Consider the following 16,266-nt stretch of genomic DNA (forward strand, 5'->3'; position numbering starts at 1 on the left):
TTGTTGAAAGAGAATTACGGCGTTCACTTCGACAAGCTCAGTGAACTTGTTTAGGTCCCTGAGCCTGCCGAAGGGCCGTCTTAGTCTAACCTATGCGAACGTCTTCAACGCCCTCACGAGAGCGTCGATGTCGTCCGGAGAGTTGTACAGCGCAAGCGTCGGGCGTACGGTACTTTCGTAACCGAAATGCCTGAGCACCGGCTGTGCGCAGTGGTGACCTGTACGCACGGCAACACCGTAAGCATCAAGCCTCTTGCCCACTTCTTCGTCGGAATAACCGTCGAGCTTGAAGGCGAGAGCGGAAGCCTTGTTGAGTGCCGTACCTACAAGGTGCAGACCCTTGACGGTCTTCAGTTCCTTGAGGCCATACTGCAGCAGTTCATGTTCCCAGCGGAATACGCAGGGCATCCCGATTTCGGAGAGGTACTGGAGTGCAGCACCGAGGCCAACGGCGTCAGCGATGCTTCCGGTTCCCGCTTCGAACTTGTTCGGGATTCCGTTGTAAATCGTGCGTTCGAACGTCACATCGGCAATCATGTTGCCGCCACCGTGATACGGGCGGGCCGCTTCCAGCAATTCCTTCTTGCCGTAAACGACACCGATACCGGTCGGGGCAAACACCTTGTGTCCGGAGAACACGAAGAAGTCTGCGTCGAGCGCGGAAACATTCACCGGAATGTGCGCGATGGACTGTGCGCCGTCAATGAGGATTCTCACGCCGTGCCTGTGGGCGATGGCAATGAGTTCCTCGATCGGTGTCACGGTGCCGAGCACGTTCGAGACATGCGTCACGGAGACGAACTTTGTGCGCTTCGTGAATAGCGCCTCGTAATCGTGCAATTTGAGTTGGCCGGTAGAATCACACGGAATCACCTTGATGATGGCGCCCGTTTCTTCGGCAATGAGCTGCCACGGCACGATGTTCGCGTGGTGTTCCAGGATGGAGACGATGATTTCGTCACCCGGCTGGAGCGTCGGCTTCACGTAAGCGTTAGCCACCAGATTGATGGCCTCGGTGGTACCGCGCACGAACACGATTTCCTGCGAAGACGGGGCCCCGATAAAGTCACGCACGATGTTGCGGGCGTTTTCATAGGCATCCGTCGATGCAGCCGCAAGCGTATGGGCTCCACGGTGCACGTTGGAGTTCTCGTTTTCGTAGTAGTACTTGAGGCGGTCAATCACCACTTGCGGGCGCTGCGTCGTAGCACCGTTATCGAGCCAAACGAGAGGATGCCCGTTTATCTGCTTCGAAAGAATCGGGAAGTCGCTACGGATCTGCGCAAGGTTCTTGGAACCGATGCGGATGGATTCGTTGCGGGAATTGGAGCCGCTGTTAGCGTTGCCGGCCTTGTTCACGGAATCGCCACCGAGAGAAGTCGGAGTGTCGATCGGACGGGCGTTTTCTGCTGCCTGGGTCTTGGAAAGGACCTTCGGAGAATACCCCGTTGCAGGCGCAGGCGCTGCCGGGACATCGCCGAACTGCGACACAAATTCCGCTTCGGGAACCGCAGGGGCTTCCACGGAGTTGAGCCAGGTATCGGTGGAATTGCCGCCGTAGGCAAACGGTGCCGAAGTTACCGGCTGGTCGCCATAGGTCGCAAACGGATGTTCCCAGTCAAATGCGGGAGTCTGGTTAATGGCTGCTGCCCCTTGGGCGGCGCTCACTCCCTGAGCTGCAGAAGCATTCTGCACTTCGGGTGCCGCGGGAGTTGCAGCATAAGCACTGTCCGTCAGGTCGGGAAAGTACTCATTTGCTAACTGCTCCAGTTCAGCCGCATTGGGAACTCCGGCGAGCTCTTCCAGCGATCTGGTATCTGGATTATTCGTAATCATAGTATTCGCCAACCTCTACGTCTTCAAGGACTGCAATGGCGTCGTCGGCAAGGATAGCCGCAGAGCAGTACAGGGAAAGCAGGTAAGAAGCAACGCCCTTGTTGTCGATGCCGCGGAAACGCACGGAAAGGCCACGAGAGTGTTCGTTCTTGAGACCGGCCTGGAAGAGGCCAATCACGCCGCGTTTGGCTTCGCCAGTGCGCACGAGCAATATATTGGTCTTGCCGCCCTGGGACTTCGGATTCTTCACGCCGTCCACGAGAAGCTTGTCGGTCGGAACGAGAGGAATGCCGCGCCAGGTGAGGAACTTGCCACCGGCGATGTCCACGACAACGGGCGGCACGCCACGGCGGGTGCATTCGCGTTCGAAAGCGGCAATGGCACGCGGGTGAGCGAGGAAGAAGGACGGTTCCTTCCAGACCTTCGAAATGAGTTCGTCGAGATCGTCCGGAGTCGGGCGGCCGTCGGCGCGGAGCGGCTGGATGCGCTGGGAATCAGCCACGTTCTTCAGCAGGCCGTAATCGTCGTTGTTGATGAGCAGGCTTTCCTGACGTTCGCGGAGCGATTCGATAGCGAGGCCGAGCTGTTCCTGAACCTGGTCATACGGAGAACTGTAAACGTCTTCGATGGCCGTGTTCACGTTGATAATCGTAGAGATAGAATTCAGCTTGTATTCACGTGGCTCGGTTTCGTATTCGACGTAGCCTTCCGGAATAATGTCGGTTTTCTTGGTCTGGCTGCAAAGAACATCGAGCGGGGTTTCGCCTTCCACGACCTTGTTCACACGGAACAGGCCCGTTTCGAGACCCTTGAATTCAAGGAACTTGGTGAGCCACTTGGGAGTGAGCGCACCAAATTGCGGCTTGGTCTTGGTGACGTTCGCCAGGTTGTAGGCAGCCTTTGCGCCAAGCGCATTGATGCCGGTTTTCTTTTCTGTAGCTTCATTTGCCATAGTGGTTTACCTCTTGGGTTTGTGTTAAGTGTTGCAGTTCTATAAAGTTTTGTTTCCTATCTGTTTTGTAGGATTTTACGAGAAAAAATTTTACAGCCATGCGCCTTCGTGCGAGAACATGATATCCTTCATGGCATCGACGCCGCCTTTAAGGTTGTAGAGCGGCCCCGTGTAGCCTGCTTCGCGCAAGGTGTTGATGGCGAGAATGCTGCGTTTGCCCTGCTTGCAGATGAAAACCGTATCCTTGTTCGGGTCCAGTTCTTTTTGCCTGCGGGCCAGCTGCCCGATGGGAATCACAATGGCGTTCGGGAATCGCAAAATCGCGCGTTCATGCGGCTCGCGCACATCCACGATAGTCATCGGGTCGCCATCGTCAATCTTCTTCGCGAGTTCTTCGGGAGTAAAGCCCTCCACCGGAATTTCGTTTTCGGTCTTGAGCCCGCAAAGTTCATCGTAATCGATTTCCTCGACATCGGTAATCGTCGGGTTGCTCCCGCAAATGGGGCAGTTCCTGTTGCGTTCCACCTTCAAAATTCGCGAGGTCAGGTACAGGCTATCAATATGCAGGAGTTTCCCGTTCAGGTGCTCGCCGATACCGAGAAGCAATTTGAGCGCCTCGTTGGCCTGGATGCTCCCCACAATGCCCGGAAGCGGACTGATCGCACCACCCTCGGAACAGGAGGGAATAAGCCCTGCCGGCGGAGGCGACGGGAATTGGCAACGGTAGCACGGTCCGCCGTCCAGATTGAAAATGCCCACCTGGCCCTCGAACTGGTAAATCGCGCCGAACACGACGGGAATGCCGTGCAGCGCACACGCATCGTTAATGAGGTAGCGCGCCTTGTAGTTGTCGGAGCAGTCGACCACCAAATCGTAACCGTCAATCTGTTCCAGAATATTCGAAGAATCTAGCTGCACCTTTTCGGCGATAAATTCGATATTCCTGTTGATGTTTTTTACCTTGTCCTTGGCGGAGGCGACTTTCGGGCGCTTGATATCGCGGGAACCGTGAAGTACCTGGCTCTGCAGGTTTTCGAGCGAGACCTCGTTGAAATCGACGACCTTGATGGTCCCGACACCCGCCGCGGCAAGGTACTGGATGACCGGCGAACCGAGCGCGCCCGCACCCGCGACAACGACCTTTGCGGCCTTGATGCGCTTTTGGCCCTTCACGCCAATTTCCTTAAGCATTAGGTGCTTGCCAAAGCGCTCCACCTCGTTGTCATCGAAGGCGACTTCCTTGCGCCTCTCGTCCGAAATGAGACTTTCGACCGCAGCGTTCTGCGATTGATCAACAGGCGCTCCGCCAGCAATCGCAGGCAACAACAGGATTTCCGTATCTTCGGGAAGCGGCGTTTCCCAGAGGGTTTCCACCGTCAGGTTCTTGCCGTTGACATAAATCTGAATAAAATTCCGGATTTTGCCACCATCATCGTAAAGGACGTTCTTGGCATCCGGATACATGTCCAAAAGGATGAAGAGTGCCTTCCTGACCGTACTCGCGGGAATTTCTATCCGCGCATTCCTACCAAAAAAATTTCTAAGAGTAGCCGATATGTATATTTTCACTTTTTCCTCCGTACAAAAAAAAGTGGAATTTTAGACAAAATAACCACCTGGATTATTTTCACCGCGAAATATAGAACCGGATTTTGCCTATGTCCAATACTTAATTTTTATGCGGAATTATCGGATTTTTTTATAACGCCCTAGAACAGCAAGGAGTCGTCAGCATTTGATATCATTTTTGTAACTTCTGATATCGGCAACCCCCTCCCTTGTCACAGAAATTATCACGTAAACAAGCCCAGGGACCATGTTTTCGGCATCTTCCCTGGACGGTACAGCCTCATAATCGGGGTGCGAGTGGTAAAAACCGACTATTTCAAGCCCGCTTCCCTCGATTTCACGCTCCACCTGGTAAAGAAAGAGTGGGTCCGCCTCGAAATGCGTCCCTCTCCCCTCCCCCTGAATCCGGTTAGGCAAAGCACGTATTTCCGTCACCTCGAACTTGCCGTCCGGGGCGTTTTTCCCGAGCAAAATCCCGCAACATTCATGCGGATAACTTTGCCGGGCTTCTTCTGCAATACGTTGCCGCCAACTCATTTCTTAACGCTAGACACTCGCTTCCAGGATTTTCTTCGCAAACACGTCGCGACCGATGCGGTCGATAGTGTACTTGAAACGTTCGCCAGGGTTCGCGTTCTCGGCAAAGAACGTAATGGCCGCATCGCAGATATCGAGCAACTTTTGCTTGTCTTCGATGAAGGGGATAATCGTTTCGCCCTTGTTGATGTTGTTGCCGAAAAGCCCGCCAAAGGAGACGATGTAGCCGTGGGTATCTTCCCAGGCGTCCGTCGGGCAAGACTTGTAGCAGCGACCGCAGAAATTGCACTGCGACTCGTCGAAGATAACCTTCTTGTTTTCGACCTTGATGGCTCCCTTGCGGCAGGTCTTTGCGCAGAGCCCGCAGCCGATGCACTTGTCTTCGAGCCACTTAACCTTGATGGCACCCTTGATGCCCACGTCGTTTTCTTCGGCCTTGAGGCAGTTGTTCTGGCAACCGGTCACGCCGAACTTAAACTTGTGCGGGAGTTCACGGGCAAAATAGCGGTCGTCGAGCTCCTTAGCGAGCGCGTAGGTGTCGATGCACCCACTGGGGCAAACGGCTTCACCCTGGCACGCCGTAATGGTACGCACGCGGGGGCCGCAAACGCCCGGTTCCACGCCGCCTTCGGCCAAGGCCGCCTTCACGTCTTCTACGTTTTCGAGTTTGATGAACGGAATTTCGACGCTCTGTCTGGAGGTCAAATGGGCGTAGCCTTCACCATACTTGTCGGCGACTTCCGCGATTTTGGCGAGCTGGGTGGCGGTCAGGTTTCCACCCACGACGCGTACGCGCAGCGAGAAATTGTTCTTCTGCTTCTGGCGCATCCAACCGCCCTTTTTAAGAGTTGCATAATCCGTTGCCATATTTTTGTGTCTCCGTTTAAATTTTCTTTATAGCTTGTTCGAAATCTTCCTTCAGATCCTCAATATTCTCGATACCGATGCTCACGCGGATAGTCCCTTCGAAAATTCCCGCATGTTCCTTCTGTTCCTTGGAACTGTGCGTAAAGATGGTGCTTTCCGGGTGAATCACCAGCGTGCGGATATCCCCGATATTGGTGGCGATGGTAGCGTACTTGAGGCCATTAATCAGCTTGAACGCCCTTTCCTTCGTGCCCGCGTCAATCGTGAGGATTGCGCCTCCCCTGCCGCCAAGCTGCTTCTGCACCAGGTCGTAATAGGGGCTGCTTTTCAGGGCCGGATAGTTGACAGAAATGCCATCAAAGCCCTGCAAAAATTCCGAGAGTTGCAGCGCGTTGCTGCACAGGCGATCCATGCGCAGCCCGAGAGTCTCGAGCCCGAGCGAATTCAGGAAAGATGTTTGGGGAGCAACGCAGCAACCCACGTTGCGCCAGATTCCGTTGCGCAGCTTCGCGATGTAGGCGAACTTGCCAAAACGCCTGTATTCTTCGAGGCCCCTATAGCGGGCGTAATCCCAAGGGAAGTTCCCGCTATCGACAATGAGGCCGCTAATCGCAGAACCGCTCCCGTTAATGTACTTCGAAGACGAATGCACCACGATATCCGCGCCGAAATCGAAGGGATGCACAAGATACGGGGTCGCCGTCGTGCTATCGACGATAAACGGGACGCCACCCTCGTGGGCGACATCCGCGACGGCATTCAGGTCAACGACATTCAGTTTCGGGTTTCCGATAAGCTCGGTAAACACCGCCTTCGTCCTTTCGTTCAGCTGTTCGCGGACACTTTCAGCAGTCACTTCGGTAACAAAGCGAGTCGTAATGCCGAACGCTTCCAGGTCATGGAACAGGTCGATTGTACCGCCAAAAAGCCCGGCACTCGCAATCACTTCGTCGCCCGCGTGCAAAATGTTCAAAAGCGAGATAGTCACCGCCGCCATGCCCGAAGAACACGCCACCGCGCCGATTCCCTTCTCGAGCGATGCAATGCGGCGTTCAAAGGAATCGTTCGTGGGGTTCGCGATGCGCGTATATGCAAAACCCGGAGCCTTGTTGTTGAACACGGCTTCGAGTTTTTCGGCGGAATCCTGTGAAAAGGCGCTCACCTGGTAAATCGGCGCAAGCGTAGAACCGCTACATCGGTCGCTACCAAAATTCTGGTGCAATAAAGCAGTATTGAATTCCATTCAGCATGTCTCCGTACAATTTTTATCCGCAGCCAAATATAGAACGGTATTTCAACCCCGTCCAATACTTAATTTTTATGCGGAATTATCAGTTTTTTCTATAACGAAGCCGCATCCGTTCGTTAAATCACCACCACCGGCTCACGCAGCGACTTGTTTTCGAGCAGAGTCGCCGTATCGCCCTGCGTCACGAACATGCGGTAGATGAACACGTCCACCTTCTCGCCCACCTCGATTCTCGGCTGATCGAAGGAGCGCCGCGCCGTAAGCAAGACCCCGTTCACGCGGACGCGCAGTTCGATACCGTAACCGCGGAAATCTACTTCTTCCACGACGCCTTCTTCTGCAGAATTCTTGTACTTCTGCACTTCGGTTTTCTTGGTGACCTTCACAAATTCCGGGCGCACAATCGCGTTTTCCGCATTTTCGAGGATGTCAAAGCGACGGAAATTACTATAGTCCCTGAAAATGCTGGGCTGCCCGAAGAACGATGCCGTAAAGGCGGTTTTCGGGTTGCTGTAGACCTCGTAAGGCGTGCCCACCTGCTCGATGCGGCCACGGTTAGTGATGATGATTTCGTCGGCCACCTCAATGGCTTCGTCCTGGTCGTGGGTCACGAAAATGCTGGTGACACCGAGCTTCTGGATCATGCCCTTGAGCCAACTGCGCAGTTCCTGACGCACCTTCGCGTCGATTGCGGCAAACGGTTCGTCAAGGAGCAAAAGCTGCGGGTTGGGAGCGAGGGCACGCGCAAAGGCCACACGCTGGCGCTGTCCGCCCGAAAGTTCGCTCGGGTATCGTTTCTCGAGCCCGGAAAGGCCCACCAGTTCCAAGAGTTCGTGGACGCGTTCCTTGATTTCATTCGCGGGTTTTTTCGCAATCTTCAAACCGAAGGCCACGTTATCAAAGACGGTCATGTAGCGGAACAATGCGTAACTCTGGAACACGAACCCGATGCCGCGCTTGCTCGCGGGCACATCGTTGATGACCTTCCCGTCGATAATGATTTCGCCACTGTCCGGGTTCTCGAGCCCTGCAATCATGCGGAGAATCGTCGTCTTGCCCGAACCGCTCGGGCCCAAAAGGCCAATGAGTTTCCCCTTCTCAATGCCGACAGTCACATCGTCCGAGGCCTTGAAATTTCCGAAATGCTTGTTGATATGTTTGAGTTCGACGTACATAAAATCTCCTTTCAAGGCTATTTCTTTCTTCCCTTATGTTCAATGACGCTTCTTGCCACCAGAATGAGAATGGCAAGCATCACCAGTATCGACGCCACCGCAAACGCGGGCACGTACTGGAACTCGTTAAAAAGGATTTCCACATGGAGCGGGAGCGTGTTCGTCTTTCCGCGCAAGTGGCCCGAAATCACCGACACCGCACCGAATTCGCCCATGGCGCGCGCCGCACAAAGCACGACGCCGTAAAGGAACGCCCACTTGATATGCGGGAAGGTGATGCGCCTAAAAATCGTAAAACCCTTCGCACCCATGAGCGCCGCCGCCTCTTCCTCGTCGGTTCCCTGCGATTCCAGCACCGGAATCAGTTCGCGTGAAATGAACGGGAACGTCACGAAAATTGTCGCCAGCACGATTCCCGGCACCGCAAAGACAATCTTGATGTCGGCATCCTGCAACAGCGGGAAAATCGGGCTTTGGCGGCCGAACGTGAGCAAAAAAATGAGACCCGCAATAATCGGCGAAACCGTCACCGGCAAGTCAATGAGCGTCGCGAGAATCTTTTTCCCCTTGAACTTGAACTTCGTGAGGCTCCAGGCGGCACACAGCCCAAATACCGTATTGATGGCGACCGCAAAGAACGAAGCCTCTAGCGTAAGGAGTATCGCCTTAATGGTGTAATCGTCGGCAACCGCCTTGCTGTACACCGCAAAGCCCTGCTTGAACGCTTCGGTAATCACCGTAATCAGCGGGAGAATAAGCATCAGGAATACGAAAAGAAGGCTTATGCCAATCAGCGAATACCTGACGATTTTCGAGCCTTTCGTATCACGATGGAGACTGCTCTGCGTAACTGTACTCATTAGCTACCTCCCTTGAGAATCTTGGCATTCCTGTTCTGCACCACGTTCACCAGGAACAGCGTGATGAACGACGCCACCAGCATCACGAGGGCAATCGTCGTCGCACTGGAATAGTCGTATTCCTGAAGTTCCGACATGATGATGAGCGGCGCAATTTCGGTTTCGAAGGGCATGTTGCCCGCAATGAACACGACGCTGCCGTATTCGCCGAGGCAGCGCCCGAAAGCAAGCCCGAAACCCGTAAAGATGGCGGGAATCAGTTCCGGCAAGATGACCTTCCAGAAAATCCTTGTACGGCTTGCGCCCAGCACCCCTGCAGCCTCTTCGTAGGCGGGGTCCAGCTTTTCGAGCACCGGCTGCACCGCGCGCACCACGAACGGAATGCCGATAAACACTAGCGCCACCGTGATGCCGATGCGCGTGAATGCAATCTTGATGCCGAAATTCGCGAAAAAGCCGCCTATAAGGCCCGTATCCGCAGTGAGCGCCGTAAGCGCGATGCCCGCCACCGCCGTAGGCAATGCAAACGGGAGCTCAATCGTTCCGTCCACGATGCGCTTAAGCGGGAACGTGTAACGCACCAGCACCCAGGCGAGAATCACGCCCATCACCGCATTGATAAGCGAGGCGACAAAAGCCGTCAAGAAACTCACCTTGAAACTCGAAAGCACGCGCGGACGCGTGATGACGTCGATAATATCGCTCGCACTCATCTGGGCCGAAAACACGACCAGCGAGGCAAGCGGAATCAGCACCACCACGCTCAAAATCGCCAGGGTCACCCCTGTTGTAAGGCCGAAGCCCGGTATGACAACACTCTTTCTTTTCATAAGCGTCGCCAAATATAGAACGCGTTTTCCCGTGCGTCCAATACTTAATAATTATGCTGAATTATCAATTTTTTCTATAACAAACAGGGATGCAATTGAAATTTGAAATATTTATATTACCACTGAAAATTTGGAGGCATTAGATGAGCTTGACACTTGAACGCGCAAAAGAAATCAACAAGGGCCACGTGACCGAAGAATCGCTGGTCATCCATTCCCTCAACGTATGCTATGCCATGGGCGCGATGGCCAAACACTTCGGCGAAGACGTTGAACACTGGCAGGCCGTGGGCTACCTGCACGATTACGACTACCAGGAATTCCCCGAAGAACACCTGCAGCACACCGAAAAGGAACTGCTCGCGCAGGGCGTTTCCGAAGAAGACGTGCGCGCCATTTTGGCACACGGCTTTGAAATCGTAAACCAGGTGGAACCCAAGACCAACATGGAAAAGAGCCTGTTCACCGTCGACGAACTCACCGGAATCATCCAGGCCTGCGCGAGAATGCGCCCCAACGGCATCCTGGATCTGGAAGTGAAAAGTTTCGTGAAGAAGTTCAAGGACAAGAAATTTGCCGCCAAGTGCAACCGCGACTACATCCTGAAAGGCTGTGCCCTGCTCGGCATGGACGTGAAAGACGTCGCCGCCATCTGCATCGAGGGCATGCGTGAACACGCCGCCGAAATCGGCCTGGCGGGGAACGCCGGGGCATAATGTCGGTTTAAATGTCGGAAAAGATGTCGGATTAATGTCGGAATGAAAAACACATTTGTCGGGGTATTTGTCGGTGTAAATGTCGGGGTAAAAAACGACAAAAAATGGGCGTTCCCCGGCTCGTTTACCCTCGCCGGGTCGGGCTATACTCGCTTCGCTCCCGGAGCCTTGCTTTGCGTCATGGCGGACTCGATCCGCCATCTAGAACCAAATAGCGCAAGTCTCCGCCCTTACGGGTCACTATCCCTAACGCAAAAATTCTATTCTGCATCCTTCAAAACATCAAAATTCATTCGAACCCACTCTGCAAGGTACTTAAACGGAAAAGGTCTTACCGTCAATCTTTCATTATGAACGAAATCAACATTCATCAAAGGAAGTAGTTGTTCGAAAAATATTGGCGCATCATCATACGACTTAATACGACGAATATTTGCAGCATTCGCAACTGCCGTTTGCATTCCCAAGCCGACAGTTCCAACGAAATAATACACATCGCCATCTTTTTCAAACATTTTTATATCCGTGATTCCCGGCAAATACATTTCACGACCGGCTTTGCTACGAAATTCATGAATCTGATCCTTTTCATACTCATCTCGAATCTTGAATATTTCCGGAATAGTAAACCATCCCGTATTCTGAATGACATTGATTTCACCCTTATCATTCATCACAATACCACAAACGTCATCCATTCCAGTAAAAATTTCCAAACATTTCGTGTACACATCATTGTCAAATAAATCTGAGGCATCTTTCTTTGCAAATTCCATAGAGCCATCAGGTCTTATTTTCAGAAAACAATATATCTGCTTTTCATTTTCGTCATCAAGATTAAATTTCATTCCAAAAGAAACATCTTCTAAAAAGCCCGTTTTTGACCAATCAAACAAGGAAAGTTTTTTATTTCGAATATCATATTTTATCACAAGTTCGTTTAATACAGATTTTAGTTGGGCCGATTTATTCTTGAAATCGCCACCCATAGTTATATGCTGAACTGTGGCATCATAGTTTTTGCTATAAGGATCTTCTACATCTTTATATTTTTCCGGATCAAGAACAACGCAAATATTCAACCCTTCTTTTGATTTATTAGTCCCTATGGCGGCTTTTATCCCACAAAGATCTTCAACTACTTCTTGTGTTTTTGCGCAGAAATCTTCTGACGCTTCTTTAACTAAATCAATTATGCGGATTTTCTTGTTTTCTAGGGCTTTCGCCTTCGTTGCTTTGTCTTCATTAATGCAACTACGTGTTCTTTCTATTGATTTATATTCAGGAATTTCGTCAAAATCAATATGTGCCAACCCTTTAAATTTATCATTAAAACGCTGTGTTATTTCTGCAACCACTCCCATTTTAGAATTATCAAAAGATTCTCGTTGTTTGCCAATATTCAGAAACGGGATATTGTATTTTTTGTGAAATTTTTGTCTCTGGATAAATTCCTCTTCTTTGCTATCCTTCGGTTTCCTTGCCATAGTTTGAAACCTAGAGAAAATATACTTAGGATAGGACTCATACGGATGCTTAGGCGTGAAGATAATTTGATCCCTGCATTTTCCAGATGTAAACGTGCGAACGGAAATATCTAAACGCAAATCTTTTGTAACAAGGTTCTCTAAACAAGACACCTGCTCAATATTATTGTCTTTATCCTTTTTGAGCCAAGCTGAATTATAACAATAGAGATGTCCTGTAAGATTGTTTATGCGGAGCCTTTCATTACTAGATGTCCCCAATGTATTAAGCAAAAGTTGAAGCAGCGTCCTGTCGTCCACATCTCGCATTCTGATAGGAGGAATACAGATTTTGTCAATTTCATCGGTCTGATTCAGGGCATTCAAAAGTAACGCTCTATTATTTTCGCCTTTATCCATTAAAACATAAAATGTATTTTCGCAATCAAAGCGAACGGCGCAGACTCGTTTTTCCATCAAAGGAACGTCAAGGCACATCGAACCACGATTAAATCTTTTTGCATCCTTTTTTACTAGAAAAATATCGTATTTTTCTGCAATAGTATTTCGATTCAATTCATATTTCAATTCATTAGTTTTGAACGGCGTCATTACAAGCTCCTACAAATCTACGGATTTCATTAACAGCGGTTTCATTTTTACGCATTTTTTCATCATCAATAAGTAAAGAAGGAATCGCAAGAATTTCAACACCATTCTTTTCATAATTATGACAAGGCAGCTCTCTCTCGGAAAGAATATTTACAACTAAAGCTTTTTTACACCCACACTTATGTGCTTTTTCACAAATTTTATCTATCACAGCATCTCTATCAAAATCTGTTCTCAAGCTCCAATGCTTAAAATCAACATAAACAGGCTTTCCTGGGACCTTATAATCAAATAATTCAAACGCATCAAGGTTTTCTATATCTTCTAATTCAATATTGAGCAAATCTGATGAAAAAATATAACGTCCTATGACTTCGCCAAGAGCGCCCTTATATATGTTGTTATACATTGTTGGCACCATAATGTAATCATTAGGACAGAAAGATGTTGCGTAACCATTGTCCTCAAAAAATTTTCTAATACCAGGGCGACGCATAAATCGATCCAGTTTGCACGCCGACTCTGATTCAATCATAGGGCAATCAGGATCACCGTTTGTATACGAAACAAATACATTCTTATAGTCATATTTTTGCCCAAAAAACAGAACATTCGCCTTCCGTTCAAATTCCGCATAGAACGACGCCATTTTATTCTCTGCAACAATTTCTTTCGTTGCAGTAGGATATCGAAGAGCAAAATCACGCAACGTTTTCCAACGTTCAACATTAATATCTGTCCACTTTTCTTTTAGAATTGCCATTATGTAGCTATTTACAGCAACCGACTTATTCGCTGCTATCAGCTCTTTAGAGCTTTTGACAACCTTCCGATTGGTTTTTTTATCTACAAGTTCTAGCAACTTTTTAAATTCATGATTTAGAATAAGGGTATCTGTAACTCTGCAATCTAAATTTTCTGCGATAGTCGAATCTGCAAAAACAAAAATTCTGGGAGATTTATGATTTGTTCGACACATACGTCCAACAGCTTGGATTATATTTCTAGTAGCCAAAAGCTTTACACTTTCACAGTCATAAACATTAATATCGCTTTTTATGCTTTTATAGGATTGATGTTGTGTCGCATAAGAATCAAATCCTTTGCGAATATGCTGCATAGCCAAATCTGACGGAATCTCTCCGGACGCCAGCAAATATTCTATCTGAAATAAAAATGTTACAAACTCCTTTTGCGACAATTTGTCTTTATTGGTATTAATCAAAAGATATGTTGGATTATCAAGATAAATTGCATCATAATCTTTTTCGTCATTCTTTTCTCGAATATTGTTCACAGTAACTATCGACTTCCGTAATTCGATTTTTGATGGGATGGTATACTGTAAATTTTGTCCAGCACCAATCGCTGCATATGCAGAAATTACAAAACATTTATCTCCATTTTTTAGCCTTTCCGAAATTTCCTGCTTCTTTTTATCAAAATCCTCCGTAGTAAGCCATTGAACCTTATCTTCGGCATCCTCATCCATAAGAGAGAATAATTCTATTAGCGTATTCTTTCTCAAGGTTCCCTTGTCTTCACGAGGATATGTTGTTAGAATACACAAAAAAGAATGTATCTCGCTATTATCAAAGAATTTTTTATACGCTTCAACTATACGATAATAACGTTCTTTATGGAAACCATTATCGTCCACCGGAACAGCATCGCACACTTTTTTAAAGGCTTCATTAGCCAATTCAGAATTTCCATAAAGTTTTTCCCACGACTGCTCATCACAGCGCCCTCGAACATTTTTCCCAAGCAATTCTGCAACTATTTCGACCTTATCGTACCCTTTCTGTTCTTCATAAAACTGCTTTTTTAATCGCGACCTATCTTCTTCCGACATTTCTTGAAAATTCTGTCCTAATTGCTCCTTCAAATACGCCAAATTAAAATTTCCAATAGATGTCGGTATCGTCGCTGTGGCAGAAATTCCAATGACCTTTGCTCGTTCGCAGGTGTTTAATAAAATCTTTTCAGGAGTATTATTAAACGCAAACATGGATATTACGGATTCCAAATCGTCCATAATATCATTCGTGAACGCATAATATCGAAGCCCTCTGACAAAAAAGCTCAAATCAAAATCTTTTGTAAAACCAACATCCCCTTTTTTTCGAGCATCTTGCAGAATTTGGTTCTTCAGAAAAACAATATGTTTATCCTTAAGGCGAAATTGCTTTAAAATTGTACTAACAGCCGCATCAAGCGTAAAATCCCCATCTCCTTTACGGTTGTGAAATAAATTACTTGCAAGCCTTTTCACGCCTATTTGAAAAAAGTTAATAAAACCGCGAATTTTAGAAAGCATCATTTGAACATTAGCGAATGACTCATTCTTCTTTTCATCCGACAAATGTATTACATTCAAATCTTCTTTATCATCATATGATATTGATATGAGTTTATTCTCTTTCGTTATTGTGTGATATTGGCAATCCTGGAACAAAAATTGTTTTGACAAATCTTCATCACGATTAGTTCTAATATCGAAAGCTAAATTATAAGCCTCAAAGATTTCATCCGCATTGTCTTTAAAGCCCTGAATAATTGTTTCAACAGGCTTGTCTCCATATTTTCTTTTAGAATACCAATCCGATTTTCGACTAATTACTTTTTGGAATTTTTTTGTTTGAAGAATTGTATGGATATCAAGAAACAAATCAATAAAATCTACTTGTTCTCTAATACCATCTTCAATAATATTATCCAAAAAATCTTTCTTTGCAGCGTCAAATTCATCAATAAAAACAATAGCGTTATTCATTATATCATTTGTATAGAAAAGATATGAAGAGTCAACTATTGTTGAATTTTTTGTAACGAATTTTTTCGCACTAAGAATTATAATCTGCTTAGAATACGTCTTAGTAGACTCATACAGATCACCCAGCCACATCCAACGAGGGTCCGATTCAACGGCCTTACGCCGTCCTTCGACATTTTTGATTTCGTCTTTGAACAATCGTTCAACTTTATGGCGAAAGTCTGGTTCTATTTTTGTTGCAAAGGTATTTTCAATGCTAGACGCGCTTTCATAAAACTCTGTCTTTTTCTTATTTCGAAATTTTATAATAGTATCTAGATCTTGAAAAAAGAATTTTGTTTCATCCCATTGCCAAATATCTGGCGGAACCTTACCCTTTATACCCGCATTCTTTGAATAGCCATCAATGGCTAATTCTGCATTAGAATTTAAATAGAGAAATTTTTGATCAAACTCCTTTTTTCTTCCTTTTTTTTCAAACAACTTACGAAGCTGCTTTTCGGGAAGATTCTTCTTAAGATTGGTGATGAAAAAGAATTTTTTATCCTTATTCTTTTCATCACAAACCGCATCAAATATATATTGAATGACATTATGAGTTTTGCCAAAACCCGTCGGCAAATCCATCAAGAACAGACCATTTGTCTTTTCATTTTCGCAATAATCTTTAATAACATTATACATAATGAAACTACGCTCTCTTTCTTGTGAATATATATTCAATCCTTTTGTAAAAAATACGTGGCGTATGAATATTCACACTTTTAAGAGCCTTTTGGGGCATTTTTACAACTTATTTATTATATTTATTAAGAAAATTA

The 16,266-nt window shown here is 47.6% G+C and carries 12 protein-coding genes; 1 reads left to right on the forward strand and 11 read right to left on the reverse strand.

What is annotated here, in order from left to right; genetic code table 11:
* Positions 1–90 precede the first annotated feature (90 nt).
* From BUB55_RS07525 to cysT, 9 genes are all read right to left on the reverse strand, one after another.
* Positions 91–1,836: a cysteine desulfurase gene (locus tag BUB55_RS07525; RefSeq protein ID WP_073189614.1), complete on the reverse strand. Its 1,746-nt coding sequence runs from the start codon at positions 1,834–1,836 to the stop codon at positions 91–93.
* Entirely contained in the window at positions 1,823–2,788 is a 966-nt protein-coding gene (locus tag BUB55_RS07530) for a family 2A encapsulin nanocompartment shell protein (protein WP_073115771.1), read from the reverse strand. The genes BUB55_RS07525 and BUB55_RS07530 overlap by 14 nt, the downstream gene beginning before the upstream one ends.
* Before the next feature lie 90 nt (positions 2,789–2,878).
* A complete protein-coding gene (moeB, locus tag BUB55_RS07535; RefSeq protein ID WP_234971849.1) occupies positions 2,879–4,252 on the reverse strand; it encodes a molybdopterin-synthase adenylyltransferase MoeB in 1,374 nt (457 codons plus the stop codon).
* A gap of 264 nt (positions 4,253–4,516) precedes the next feature.
* Positions 4,517–4,894 carry a M67 family metallopeptidase gene (locus BUB55_RS07540; protein WP_073189617.1) on the reverse strand — a complete coding sequence of 126 codons (378 nt, stop codon included), beginning with the start codon at positions 4,892–4,894 and terminating at the stop codon, positions 4,517–4,519.
* A gap of 9 nt (positions 4,895–4,903) precedes the next feature.
* Positions 4,904–5,761 carry a 4Fe-4S binding protein gene (locus BUB55_RS07545; protein WP_073189619.1) on the reverse strand — a complete coding sequence of 286 codons (858 nt, stop codon included), beginning with the start codon at positions 5,759–5,761 and terminating at the stop codon, positions 4,904–4,906.
* A 16-nt stretch (positions 5,762–5,777) separates the two neighbouring features.
* Positions 5,778–7,004, reverse strand: a complete 1,227-nt coding sequence (locus tag BUB55_RS07550) for an O-acetylhomoserine aminocarboxypropyltransferase/cysteine synthase family protein (RefSeq protein WP_073189621.1) — start codon at positions 7,002–7,004, stop codon at positions 5,778–5,780.
* Between the two features lie 122 nt (positions 7,005–7,126).
* Positions 7,127–8,185, reverse strand: coding sequence for an ABC transporter ATP-binding protein (locus tag BUB55_RS07555; protein WP_073189665.1), 1,059 nt, complete (start codon positions 8,183–8,185; stop codon positions 7,127–7,129).
* Positions 8,186–8,202: 17 nt separating this feature from the next.
* Positions 8,203–9,045 (reverse strand): sulfate ABC transporter permease subunit CysW, encoded by an 843-nt coding sequence (gene cysW / locus BUB55_RS07560; RefSeq protein ID WP_073189623.1) that lies wholly within the window; start codon positions 9,043–9,045, stop codon positions 8,203–8,205.
* On the reverse strand, positions 9,045–9,875 hold the full coding sequence (cysT, locus tag BUB55_RS07565; RefSeq protein WP_073189624.1) for a sulfate ABC transporter permease subunit CysT: 831 nt from the start codon (positions 9,873–9,875) through the stop codon (positions 9,045–9,047). Before cysT ends, cysW begins: the two co-directional genes overlap by 1 nt.
* 143 nt (positions 9,876–10,018) lie before the next feature.
* Between cysT and BUB55_RS07570 the strand changes: the two genes are divergently transcribed.
* On the forward strand, positions 10,019–10,591 hold the full coding sequence (locus tag BUB55_RS07570) for an HD domain-containing protein (protein WP_073115758.1): 573 nt from the start codon (positions 10,019–10,021) through the stop codon (positions 10,589–10,591).
* Between the two features lie 260 nt (positions 10,592–10,851).
* Here the strand turns inward: BUB55_RS07570 and BUB55_RS07575 are convergent, their stop codons facing one another.
* Positions 10,852–12,669 (reverse strand): hypothetical protein, encoded by a 1,818-nt coding sequence (locus BUB55_RS07575; protein ID WP_073189626.1) that lies wholly within the window; start codon positions 12,667–12,669, stop codon positions 10,852–10,854.
* Positions 12,650–16,129: a hypothetical protein gene (locus BUB55_RS07580; RefSeq protein ID WP_073189628.1), complete on the reverse strand. Its 3,480-nt coding sequence runs from the start codon at positions 16,127–16,129 to the stop codon at positions 12,650–12,652. The genes BUB55_RS07575 and BUB55_RS07580 overlap by 20 nt, the downstream gene beginning before the upstream one ends.
* Between the last annotated feature and the right edge of the window lie 137 nt (positions 16,130–16,266).

It is taken from the genome of Fibrobacter sp. UWP2 (genome assembly GCF_900141705.1).
In the GTDB taxonomy this organism is placed as follows: Bacteria; Fibrobacterota; Fibrobacteria; order Fibrobacterales; family Fibrobacteraceae; genus Fibrobacter.

What these genes read in the sequence shown, in the direction of transcription:
- BUB55_RS07525 (WP_073189614.1), bottom strand. Translation starts at nt 1,836, where the DNA reads ATGATTACGAATAATCCAGATACCAGATCGCTGGAAGAGCTCGCCGGA.
- BUB55_RS07530 (WP_073115771.1), bottom strand. Translation starts at nt 2,788, where the DNA reads ATGGCAAATGAAGCTACAGAAAAGAAAACCGGCATCAATGCGCTTGGC.
- moeB (WP_234971849.1), bottom strand. Translation starts at nt 4,252, where the DNA reads ATGTATCCGGATGCCAAGAACGTCCTTTACGATGATGGTGGCAAAATC.
- BUB55_RS07540 (WP_073189617.1), bottom strand. Translation starts at nt 4,894, where the DNA reads ATGAGTTGGCGGCAACGTATTGCAGAAGAAGCCCGGCAAAGTTATCCG.
- BUB55_RS07545 (WP_073189619.1), bottom strand. Translation starts at nt 5,761, where the DNA reads ATGGCAACGGATTATGCAACTCTTAAAAAGGGCGGTTGGATGCGCCAG.
- BUB55_RS07550 (WP_073189621.1), bottom strand. Translation starts at nt 7,004, where the DNA reads ATGGAATTCAATACTGCTTTATTGCACCAGAATTTTGGTAGCGACCGA.
- BUB55_RS07555 (WP_073189665.1), bottom strand. Translation starts at nt 8,185, where the DNA reads ATGTACGTCGAACTCAAACATATCAACAAGCATTTCGGAAATTTCAAG.
- cysW (WP_073189623.1), bottom strand. Translation starts at nt 9,045, where the DNA reads ATGAGTACAGTTACGCAGAGCAGTCTCCATCGTGATACGAAAGGCTCG.
- cysT (WP_073189624.1), bottom strand. Translation starts at nt 9,875, where the DNA reads ATGAAAAGAAAGAGTGTTGTCATACCGGGCTTCGGCCTTACAACAGGG.
- BUB55_RS07570 (WP_073115758.1), top strand. Translation starts at nt 10,019, where the DNA reads ATGAGCTTGACACTTGAACGCGCAAAAGAAATCAACAAGGGCCACGTG.
- BUB55_RS07575 (WP_073189626.1), bottom strand. Translation starts at nt 12,669, where the DNA reads ATGACGCCGTTCAAAACTAATGAATTGAAATATGAATTGAATCGAAAT.
- BUB55_RS07580 (WP_073189628.1), bottom strand. Translation starts at nt 16,129, where the DNA reads ATGTATAATGTTATTAAAGATTATTGCGAAAATGAAAAGACAAATGGT.